Genomic DNA, 232 nt, shown 5'->3' with positions numbered 1-232 from the left:
GTACGCCTTGGTTTTAACGTGTTTGATATCTTTTCCGCTCGAGGGCTCCTAATGGCGTAGAAGCCCTCGGCGGTGCATCGCGGCTTGCTGCGCTTAGCCCTGGAGCAGGCTCAGCACGCTCTGCGGCGCCTGCTTGGCCTGGGCCAGCATCGCGGTGCCGGCCTGCTGCAGGATCTGCGTGCGGGTCAGCTCGGCGGTTTCCTTGGCGTAGTCGGTATCGCGGATGCGGCTG

At 64.2% G+C, this 232-nt stretch carries 1 protein-coding gene; it reads right to left on the bottom strand.

Annotation, left to right across the window (positions count from 1 at the left end; translation table 11 throughout):
* Window positions 1–93: 93 nt before the first annotated feature.
* A partial coding sequence (locus SLW55_RS20610; protein ID WP_267123781.1) for a flagellin occupies window positions 94–232 on the bottom strand: 139 nt, incomplete at its 5' end.

It is taken from the genome of Xanthomonas sp. LF06-19 (assembly GCF_034105425.1).
GTDB classification, from domain to species: domain Bacteria; phylum Pseudomonadota; class Gammaproteobacteria; order Xanthomonadales; family Xanthomonadaceae; genus Xanthomonas_A; species Xanthomonas_A sontii.
Note: the sequence above shows the minus strand (reverse complement) of the source record. Positions and strands in the feature narration are given on the sequence as shown.